Origin of the sequence: Psychrosphaera saromensis (genome assembly GCF_002954545.1) — a bacterium.
GTDB classification, from domain to species: domain Bacteria; phylum Pseudomonadota; class Gammaproteobacteria; order Enterobacterales; family Alteromonadaceae; genus Psychrosphaera; species Psychrosphaera saromensis.
The window spans coordinates 1,119,832-1,131,135 of sequence record NZ_MSCH01000003.1; the positions used below are offsets into that span (position 1 = coordinate 1,119,832).

At 36.3% G+C, this 11,304-nt stretch carries 6 protein-coding genes; all 6 read right to left on the reverse strand.

Annotated elements, in window-relative coordinates; genetic code table 11:
- The 6 genes from dndD to BTO11_RS05275 all read right to left on the reverse strand — a co-directional run bounded on the left by dndD (position 1) and on the right by BTO11_RS05275 (position 11,278).
- The gene (gene dndD, locus BTO11_RS05245; protein WP_105051607.1) at positions 1-1,992 is read right to left on the reverse strand and encodes a DNA sulfur modification protein DndD; all 1,992 of its coding nucleotides are present in this window, start codon (positions 1,990-1,992) and stop codon (positions 1-3) included.
- Positions 1,989-3,614, reverse strand: a complete 1,626-nt coding sequence (locus BTO11_RS05250; RefSeq protein ID WP_105051608.1) for a DNA phosphorothioation system sulfurtransferase DndC — start codon at positions 3,612-3,614, stop codon at positions 1,989-1,991. Before BTO11_RS05250 ends, dndD begins: the two co-directional genes overlap by 4 nt.
- Positions 3,611-4,696 carry a DNA sulfur modification protein DndB gene (dndB, locus tag BTO11_RS05255; protein ID WP_105051609.1) on the reverse strand — a complete coding sequence of 362 codons (1,086 nt, stop codon included), beginning with the start codon at positions 4,694-4,696 and terminating at the stop codon, positions 3,611-3,613. The genes BTO11_RS05250 and dndB overlap by 4 nt, the downstream gene beginning before the upstream one ends.
- A 580-nt stretch (positions 4,697-5,276) precedes the next feature.
- Positions 5,277-6,902, reverse strand: a complete 1,626-nt coding sequence (locus tag BTO11_RS05265) for a DUF4145 domain-containing protein (RefSeq protein WP_181135849.1) — start codon at positions 6,900-6,902, stop codon at positions 5,277-5,279.
- An 81-nt stretch (positions 6,903-6,983) separates the two neighbouring features.
- Entirely contained in the window at positions 6,984-9,470 is a 2,487-nt protein-coding gene (locus BTO11_RS05270; RefSeq protein ID WP_105051612.1) for a DUF262 domain-containing protein, read from the reverse strand.
- On the reverse strand, positions 9,467-11,278 hold the full coding sequence (locus tag BTO11_RS05275; protein WP_105051613.1) for a DUF262 domain-containing protein: 1,812 nt from the start codon (positions 11,276-11,278) through the stop codon (positions 9,467-9,469). The genes BTO11_RS05270 and BTO11_RS05275 overlap by 4 nt, the downstream gene beginning before the upstream one ends.
- Positions 11,279-11,304 lie beyond the last annotated feature (26 nt).

Consider the following 11,304-nt stretch of genomic DNA (forward strand, 5'->3'; position numbering starts at 1 on the left):
TTATTTCGCCTCCTGTGCAAGCTCTGCCCAAAAGTAACCTTCTCGCAGGGTAGAACAATTAGTGTTTTGATTAAACTCAATCTCGAACGCATGAGATACTTTATGCTCAATAGCTTGGTAAAAGTCTTCGTCTACTTCGGTGTCGGTTGAAAGCAGTATTACTTGCTCACTGGCTTCTGGGAAGTAGTGCTTAATAAGTTTATTGCGGTGTTTCGAATCTAAACGACCAAGTGGTGTATCTACCACTACAGGGAGTACTTTACCCGAAAGCTTACCGAGCGCTTCTAAAATGGCAAAAGCAAATATTTGCTTTTCCCCCGCCGACATAGATTTACGATTAATAATAACGCCTTCTGCATCGACTAGGTTTACGTCAAAGCTTGTTGGGTCTATTTTAGCTGAGAGCTTTAAATCTTCTTTACGGGCAAGCTTGCGGTACGCTTTTACAAATAGCTCTTCTAGTTGGATTACACGCAGCTCTGTAAGGGCATATTTAAAGTCTTGCAATACATGTTGGCTAAGCTCCACACGCTCAACGGCTTTATCGGCTGAATGGTTGTTTTTAAGCTTGGCATAGTCTTTTTCTAAGCGTTTAGCCAGCTCTAGCTCTTTAACTTTGAACTCTTTAGCTTTCAGTAGTTCGCTTATATATTCTTTACTTGTTGTATCGCGTTGTTTTTCAAGCTCGCGCAGCGATGAATATAGCTCGTGTAAATCAGCAGCGTCAGGTGCTCGTTCAATATTAATTGAAAGTGAGCTTAGTTTATTTTGTGTTTCGCTCAGCGCCGTTGATAGTTCCTTTATAGATGCTTGTGACTGGGAAGCCTCTGTTACTTGTGCGTTTATAAGTGCAAATTCAGAGTCTGTAATATCAAGCTTTGGCTCTGCAAGTGCAGTTTGATTTACAAGCTGACCAAAGTAACTATTTACCGTTGCCATTATATTACTGCTTTGCTTATCAAACTTTTGATTAAGTTCGTTTTCAAGATTTGGTAACGCTTGTATTAACTCATTACCGAAAGCTTTAGCCTGTTTAATTTTTTGATCGCTAGTTAGTTGCTTAATTAAGTTTTGCATTGCCGTTGGCGCAAGTGCCATTGGTAGGTTGCCGCTTAGCTCTTGGCGTATTTTAGCTGTGAGTTCTTTTTCAAGCTCAATAAGCTCAGAGGCTTGAGCTTGCTCTTGATCTTTTGTTTTAGCCCATGCTCCACCTTGAGCTTGTATTTGGTTCTCTTTAGAGGCTATTTTCTTTTTAAGCTCAGTTAATTGTGCACCAATGCTATCGGCTTTATCTCTTGTAGCATTTACCTGTTGGGTAATTTTGTGTTTTTGCTCTTCTGCGGCTTTAATTTTTTTGAGTGTATCTTTATCAGCTGTTTCTGCGCCTAGTCCTTTTAGGTAAATATCAAGGTCGTTGCTAAGGCGGTTTATAATGTCGATACCTAACAATTTTTGCACGGCTTCTTTTAAGTATGAGCCGGTGTCATCTTCTGCGAGTTCAGCTATTTTTTCACCATCAAAAAAGAATAAATCGCCAATACCTGGCGGTACTATTTCGTGTAAAAACGCTTGTACTTGCTCTGAGTTTAATGAAGTATCTTGCTCACCATTAATAGTAAGTGTTAACTTTTCATCGCCCTCAAGTTGCCATTTACGGGTAACTTTGTAAAGGTTATGCTTGCCTTGGTGAGTATGTGAAAAGCTCAGTGTTATGCTTCCTTCGGCATCTTGCTGTGCTTTAGTGGCTGTTTTATTGGTTTGCTCGTTTAAGTAAGTTAGATAATCTTTTTTAGTGATTACAGCACCAAGCGCACGTTTACCTAATAACGCTAAACGAATAGCCGTAAGAATCGAGGTTTTACCTGCACCGTTTAAACCACCAAATAAAATAATAGGACGCTCAAACATGCCTTCTTTACGAGGGTTTAAGTCTATAGTGGTTTGGCCGTTAAAAACTCGAAAGTTATTTAGGGTCAGTGTTTTAAAAATCATTCTATGCCCTCAGCTTTGAGCAATGCAGTAATTTGTTTTAGGTCGTCTTCTAGCGCTTTTACTTCGTTACTTTGGCGCATTTGGCTCTGACGAATACCTAAATTAGAGGCAATAATGGTTTCGGCGCTTTCCCAGTCTTGCTGGATTAAACGGCCAATACGATTAAAAATACCTGTCCGGCGGGCAAGGCCACTCATTTGAGTTTCAACGTCTATTAGCTTTTTAACCATTTGCGGCGATACGCCATGCTTAGGTGCAATGTCGTTAAGTAATTGGCCTTCGGTTAGACTAAATTGGTTTGAGTCGTCTATTGTCCAGTCGAGTTTTATGCCTAACATCTCAAATACAATACCGGGTAGTGTATCGTCCCAATCTGGCTCGTTAGGATCATTTAACCATTCGTGCCTTACTGCATGTAATTCATCAACTGTAATTAACTCTACATCACGCCCTTGGTCGTTAAACTGCTTTTGTATGTTAAGCAATAAACGCATGGCATGTTGACGGTATTTTAGTAAATATGGGCCTGTTGTGTAGTCGTCTGTTAATACGCGCTCTTTGTCTTCTTTTAGTGTTTTAAATGCTAAACGACCATCGCGGCGAATATGGTTTCGGTATTTCTTTTTAAGCTTAGGGGAGGTACTACGCGATAAAATGTTTCGGTATTTTAAAAGCGGTGTCATCCATTGTTCGCCATTTTGAATCAGGCTTTCCATTGCACGGTCGCGAGTTACTACGGTACATGTCCAACAGCCAAAACGAGAATTACCACATGATGGCGTGGTTTCATCAATAACCATTGGGCATTCGCCCTGACCTGATGAATCTTTGTATAAATTCCATAAGATGAGGTTTTTTCCGCCCCATGGGTTTTCCCATTCAAGGTCGTACTTATCGAACCATTTATTTTTTATACCGTACGGAGTGTCTTCTGTTTTTAAATGACAAAGTCGCAGTATTTTCCACACATCGTCAACACTCCAAGTGTCTATTGGTGTATAAATAAACGCATTACTTAAAGTTGTATGTACTGCTAAATCTGAGCCATCAATTTTATGTTTTTTAATTACTTGCGCACGAGACGCACTTTCCTGTGAACGTGAGCCTAATACGACAATGACTTCATCATATTCACTAACACGCTCTTTAATAAAGGAACTCACAGGGTCGATTTTCATGCGCTCAGTACACCAACGAAAGTTACGTGTTGGTGCGGGGTAACCTTTGCCTAGTAGATTTGCCCAAAATGTATTATTCGACTTTGGCACTACCTTATGAGAGGTAATTGGAAGGCCTTCACGTTTAGCACCTTCTTCAATTAACTTTAATGATCTATCTACATGATCAACCACCATTGGAGTTTCTACCAAAGTGTCAGACGCAACAACAAATACTGGTTTGTGGCGCTCTTCTGGCTTTAAACCAAGTAAGGCAAAGTAAATTAGAGTCATTACAGCTGATGAATCTTTGCCGCCACTATAGCCTAAAACCCATGGACGTTTATCAGCGAGATAAACACGTTGAGTATCAGCTACAAAGTTGTGTAGCTGACTACCTGCAAATGATTCATTTTCGATGAATTCGATGTAATCTTCTAGATCGTACTGTTTTAATAATTTCATGCGTTTAAATATTCATTTTCTTTTTGTACATCGTCTTTTGAAATAGGAAGGCCTAGTTCACGTTTTATCTGTGTACTTGTTAGAAATATATTGCTTATAGCTTTTGATAATCGACCATGCTGCATTGCTCTATGAGTCCATGCTGGGTTGCTTTTTAGCCAATTGATATTAGCTATAAGTTTAAGTTTTTTTTGTTTTTCAGTGTCATTTAATTTAAGCAGTTCCTTACCAACTAAGGCTAATGCTTGAAGGCCAATACCATGTGCTGAAATATACTCTTGGCGAAATTCTGCAGCAGAAAGTTGTTTATTTTGGACTTGTATCCATTCCGGCATATAAATATTTAGTGCCTCCCAAAATGTAGCGGCTACTTGTCTTTCATCATTGTCAAAACCATCCTTAGTCCCTTTTCCAAGTAAAACACGGTTTGCTTGTTTAATGCCGCTAAGTGTAAATAGTTTACTACTTTTAACGGCAATTGTAGAGCGCTCAAATTCAGTAAAACCAGCAAAAGGTTTAGTATTTAAAGCCAAATAACGTGCAAGTTCAGATGCCTGATCACGATGATCGTACATTGTACCTAACGATGGGCTAGGACGTACTGCATATTTATTTAAATCTGCAAACATTTGTTGGCTACGTTGTAGCCCTTCGTCAACGAAAAATAATACAGCGATGTTATCTTGGCTTAACTCAGGTCTTTCTTTTAGTGCTTCTTCAATTGCAGCTCGGCGGTGTTGACCATCATTTATGAGGATTTGTGCATCCATGGGCACTTTTAAGTTGCCAATATTGCTGTTTTTATCTACTTCAACAAAGTCGATTTCTGCGCCGATAGAGGCTGTTATGGCTGAGAATACATAATCATGTGGCGACTCGACTAAGTAACGTGCCATTTCAGGAATACGGCCTTTATTAAGAGTGCGCTGTGCTCTTAGCTCTACAGGTACTTCCTCTTCATCATACATGAATATTTTGGGAATGAGCCTTAATGGACAAGTCGCTATATAAAAGGGTTTGCCCGCTTGTTGGCCTCGTACAGCTGGAAAACTGTAACAATAATTACTTTCAAAGTTGCTCATAATTTAATCCAATCACGTAAGGTACGTAATATTATTACGTACCTTACGTGATAATGGTAGCCTTTATCGCTATTGATTCAAATAAAAACTGCAGGGATTTGTAATTTAAGATAATTTATTTTTCATATTGGTGGAGTTATATGAGCTGTATAGTGTGTTTTAATGAAGGGACTTATAATTAAGCATGACTTTTAGGTAGTAAATAAAAGTATGCATTTCCTACTTTCTTAAATTTTAATTCTCCTTTTACTCGTCGATGCATAAGTTCACCCCCAGTAATTCGAAGTATTTTCTTAATTTCAGTTGAAGATAACCAATTTGATGGTTCTTGTTTATCTAATTTCATATACCTAGTCATATTATTAAAGCCTCTAAAATATAGAGGCTTTGATTGTGTAATTAATATTAGAGTGAATGAAATCATTACTCGATATTCTGGATCTGAATGTAGATTGAAATAAAAGAGATTATTAAAGACAGCAACTTAGTGGTTAAATTGTGACTGGTTAATACTTTTGCCCACCAATTAGCCCACCAGTTGTATTCCCTAAAGGTAAATTAATCAATATTTAAGGGAGGGTTAACGTTTTTGCTTTCTTTTTTGTTTATTTAGTTTTCTAGCTTTGGCTTTATCTTTAATTTTTTTATTCGATACTTGTTCTTTTAATTCATTCACATTGGTTAATTTTTTTGCTTCTTCATTTGTTGAATTTACCCCATAAATTAAGTTTGGTAATAAAGTATTGTCGGTGACAACTTTTTCCATTACAGAAACAATATCGCTTGAAGATTCTCGGGGCTTTCCATTCGGAAGAAATTGAAGTAACAATGACATATCATCCTTATTTTTTTGCTTATGATTTATCAATAAATGATGATACTTTTTAACTGCTGGTGGTGTGATAGTTTCTATCCTTTGCTTCAACTCAGCAGTGCATAATTCATTTTGATAAATTTTCAAAAGTGAAGACAAATACTCAGCTAAGGATTCAACGGTCTCAGCTTTTACAGTGAATTTGTACACTGCTAGTTCAAAATGTACGTCTAAATAATTAGAATCATCGTAGTTTAATGAATCAATATAATTAGTATATTGAATTATACTTTCTTGGTGTTTATCTTCGAAATGTGAATAAACCCTTGCTAAAACTAATGAGGCATGATGAAAACCATAAACTTTACTTCTTATAAGTAATTCAATTGCTAGATCAACCTCATTTTTGTGTAATTTGTTTACACCTAATTGGCATAACGCTAGTGGATAATCTTGTTCTACAGCTTTTGCTAAAAGTTCATCAGATTTATGAATATCTATCTCAACATACTCACCTGATTTATATAAAGCACTTAATTGTGTTAATGCTAAAGGGTTTAATTCTTCTGCCGCCTCTTTTAAAAACTCAATACCATCATCTATGTCATCTTTCCATTGTTCTTCTATAGCGAAACAACCATAGTAAGCTTTTGCATCGGTATGTTCAAAGCACGCAGCTGTATGCAGATATTTCTTAGCTTCGTTGAGATCTTTTTCTACAAAGCTACCTTTTACCAACATCATGCCGTATTCAAACATAGCATCATAATGCCTTTGATTAGCTGCACTTTTAATTAATTCAGTACCTTTTTGTATCTTTCTTTTTTCATCATATAGAAATCCACCTGTAGACTCCAAATCGCTCCATAAAGTAATTACCTGTTCTATCAGTGCAGTTCCAAGCTTAAACTTAGATTCAGGATCATCATTAAAGAAAACGTTATATGACAGTTTTTCTAGTAACGGTGCTACTGAAGCTTCAAACACATATTCTGAAAAATCGTTACGTAGCGCAGCATTTAAACCACTAATTAGCTGACAGAATTGTTGTACTGTGTCTGATGATATTTCCTTGTATTCAGCAATTGTTAAATTGTAGTCATGCTTATGGGCTGCTGCATTACCTGCTTTTCTAATCTTATGGAGAAGTTCAATTACGTCATTATTAAATACAGCTTCTGATTTCAAGTTGTTAATTAATTGGGCGAGATCATTACCACCAGCTAGGCCATACTCATCATTAAGTTGAGTACAAATATCGTAGATTATTGAACGAAGTGATACTAAGGTTTGAATAGGTGCATCCACATAAGACGATTTGGCCTCTTCATACTGTAAGCCAATATCTTCATCATATTCTTTAACGTATTCCACATCATTTAATTTCGTCACTATTCCATTACCCTAATATATCCAAATTCATATTTTTCTATTAAATAATATATTTAATAGCTCCAGTCTTCATAAGCTATTTTATTTAATGGGATCACAGGTTAATTTCTGTAGATCTAGACATAGGTTAAATATTTTTTTTATAACATCACTTGTATGACTCAACTTTTTATTAACTCTATTGCCATTAACTGTTGAGCCTTTCGAACCTGTATTTACAAGTTCAAAATCATGGTTAGTGAGTACTTCCGAGATAGAGTCTGAAAAGCGCGAGGAATTTCTCCCCCTAAACCAGATAAGAAAACTACCAGAATAAAACTCAATAGTGATTGAATAATCATTACCATTAAATAACCAATTATCTATTAACACATTGGCGTATTCTTCTCGCGATTTAACTGCTTGATAGGATAGTCGACAAAATGGCTTTATTTGTTCTTGATCTAAAGCTAATTCTTGTTCAATGACTTTGGTGTAAAGCTCACTGTGATAATGGTTTCTCTGCGATTCACTAAGTAGAATTATTTCTTCTTTTGCTAAAGATATAAAGCCTTGGCTGCAGTAACTGATTAACGCCTTATACTTAATTAGTGCTTTTCGCCAATCTTCAATATCTGAGTTTTCGAGCGCGTCATTACAAATTAACATCAAAGAAGTCGCTACGTTTTTAGGATCGAATAGTGAGTCATCCAGAACAGCTTTTACGTATTTTTGCTTTTCTTCCATAGCAGCGGAGCCAATACGTAACAACCTACGCCAACTATGATCACGATTTATATTGTTTCTTGTTTCTCTAGTGCTAAGCAAGTTGTACCTGCCACCCGTTTTTTCTGTGAAATATATCCCTTTGCTAAGAACCGCCCTTTCCCATGAATAGTCAATCGTTGAAGAGCTATACTTGATTAGATTAAATACCGCACTTGCTGATTTAGCATATTGCCCAAATTTACTAAAATATTGCACATCAAGCTCTTCTGTCCAGTCACAATGCTTATGTTCACGATAAAAAGCTAAGATGCCAGAAAAATTAAGGATGAAGCCAATTTGGCCATTAAAAAATGGATGCTTCTCTGCTCCTACGACTGCATTACTCCACTCAGGTGACTTCAGCAATAAATGTGCTTTAATTTTCTCTTCTAGTACCTGTGCACCAACAAATCCCGTTAGTTCAAGTTCACCTTTAAACGTCACTAATATAGAAGTATCGAATTGGCTTAATTCATTAATGGCAAAAAGCGCTTTATAGAATTCATCAGCGGTATTAATAATGGTATTTTCAACTAAATTGTAGATAACACGCATCCAAGAACTTAACTGGCCTTTGTCTTTATTCTTTGCAACGTAGGTGTAAAAAGCATAAAAACGTAATTTGTCATCATAACTTGCGCTGTTCCAAATAACTTTCTTAAACGTTTTCTCTTCTGAGTAATAGTATTGGTCTTCAAGGTAAGGGCTAATTTGGTTGCCTACCAAACCGTCATTATAAATTAAATCCAACATATCAATCAGACGAATGATTAAATTTTGGTTAAAGCATTTAAGTTCTTCATATTTGGAAAGCGTCGGCGCTTGTAAACGTCCAGACAAGCCAAAAATATCGCTCTTAGCTTTAGCTAATAAAACAGGAGAGTTCTTATTATCCAACAGGTATTGATAAGCGATAATTAACCTGAAGAAGTTCATTAACTCATCATCGAAAGTATTATCGTCAGAGTAAGTATTTCTATATGGCCAGAATAAGTCAGCCCAACTGGTATCAATTTTATGAATAAAGTAATCGAAACCATCAACTTGGCCTTCTCTAAAAACTAGTTGATAATCTGGCCACTGTTGATCGTACGACTGAATGAATTGTTCAAGCTTTGCTTTAAAGTTTTCAAAAACAGTTAACGGCTTTCCGCGTGCATTCATCTTGATATATAACTCATCAGATAAACCAAACGAGTGGAGATTCAAGAATTGAAAGGTAATATAGGGGTGGGCGGTATCTGAAAGTTTATCGAATAAGCCATCGGATTTTCCTACAAACATCTCTTGAATCGCATCTAACATGCATAAACAAGCTTGAACCGTAGGGTCTTGCTTCCAAGACAAATAAAACCACTGACTATCACTTATTTGAACACTAAGCTTACGCTTACTACTAACAAAGTTATTCGCCATTAACGCATTAAAAAATTCTGTTGTACTTGGCCTTGTTTTATAAGTAAAACGCGAACGACTGTCAGACGTAACAAAGCGTTCTTTAAAATCAGACTGTTGATTATTTTCAACTGCCAAGAACCAATGAAGTAAAAACAAGGTTGTTAAACGTTGCTGACCATCGAGCACAGAGAATATTTTATTATCTCCATTTTCAAAGTTGCCATAAACAAAATCAAGGTCAAGAGGGTGCCTTTCTGGATCGTCTTCTACCGTTAAAACATTAAACAATGAACGTAAAAACAAAGTTCTTACTTCACTTTCTTCAGAGCGGCCTTGTGCATAATCTCGCTGTAATATCGGAATTTCGATACTGTCAACTTCATCAAACAAACCATAAAATGTTAAGCTTTTACCACTGCTCATGAGTGCACTCCTTTGCCACAAAAAATGCCATAAATACTATCTACCATAGCTGATTGATGATCTTGACTGTCCTTGGCTTCCCAGAACAACATTTTGTCTACTTGTTTACTGTAATATTTCAAAAAAGCATTTTTAGTACACAAAGGAACAAATGTCGCTTGTTTATCAAGGGCAATAATTCTAGATCGCTTAATAGGGAACACTGCATTTTGGTAGCTACGATTAGTGGAGCTGTCTAAAAGTGTTAAGTTACCAATAGAATTATCTACATCTTCATCGCCACTTGGGTCATATAGCGCTAAAACTCGCTGGTAAATAGATTTAAACTGATCATTATCAAAGGTTGCTCTTTTCAATAATACGTCAGCATCTACTCTTATTTTTTGGGCAGCACTAGCATCTTCAGGCGCTCTTTCTTCAGCTGAAATGGTATTATCTTCAGAGATATAATCTATTACATTAGTCAGCCAGACTTTTTGTTTGTCTCTTACACTTGGCATATCAGAAGCAACAGAACGTATGTGCTCTATATCCCATACATCTAATTTAAATTTTTCAAATTGAAAGCGAGAGTTTGTCTGAGGGTTCGCCAGCAAACTCGCAATATTAAACAATAATAAAATAGCTCGTAACCGCTTTGGACCAGAGTCATAACTTAACTGAGATAGATCAGCTTCAACGGTTTCTTTAGTTAAGTCAGAAAAGGTTTTAGACGGGAATGATTTGTTAAACACACGCTTTATTAACGCTTGTCTAAACTCGTATTTCGTTTGGCTCGCATCACTTAAATCAAATAACTCTTCAATAGCTGTATTTTGTGAAACTAAATAGCCTACTAAATGAAATAGAGCACGATCATTAAACCACTCATCCAATGTCATAAAGCACTGTTTAACCTTGAGCCATTCCTGCACTACATCGGCGTCTTGTTCGTTAAGTAACTGGTTAAACTGAAGGAATATCTTTAATTTATCAGTCTCAATAATACCATCACTGCTTAATTTATTGGCAGCTAACGAAAGAACAAACTCTATTCGGTTAGTTTTAATTGGGCTATTGCTAACAAAGTACCAAAAGGCATCGTCTTGTAAACGTTTTTCAATGGCGTCCCATTCCTGTGAAATATTAAGTTGTTGAAGATGTCTTGCTGCTTTCCCATCTTGATCAAAATTACTCGACTTTAAAAACAGCGCCTTCACTAGTTCAGCATTAACTAAAGGAATTTTACCCATATTGAGTCGGGTAAATACATCGGTAACAACTTCATTATCACCAATTGGATACCAAATAACTTTAACGTTTTTACCTATATCATCTTCATTTAATAGGGTTTGAATGAACTTTATTTGATAAGTCCCATCTTGTTGTTTAAACCATTCATTAACAGCTTTCTTTGCTTCAACGATATGGTAAAAATCAATATTTTCTTCACCGCGTGCTTCATCAATATTCTCAAGAAAATCAGCACTACTTTCTCTGGTTTCGTAACTTAGTTGATATCGTGACTTACCTAGTAGTGTCAGAATATCTTTTAAGTAAGTCAGAATGATAAATATAGTGGTTAAACGTTGTTGCCCATCAACCAGTTCCCAAGCATCGTTATGCTGTTTCACTACAATGGGTTGTAGGCAATAAAAAGCACCTTTATTGCTATTCTCAGCTTGTTGTTGAAACTCTTTTATATCGTCTAGCAATTCAGTCACTTGTCGCTTAGTCCAGCGATATCCACGCTGGTAAGCAGGAATATAAAAGGTTTTATTTAGCAGGTCACTTATCGGTTTTAGAACCAATTTATTATTATCAGGCATCCGAATTCCTTAGTTTTTATCAACGG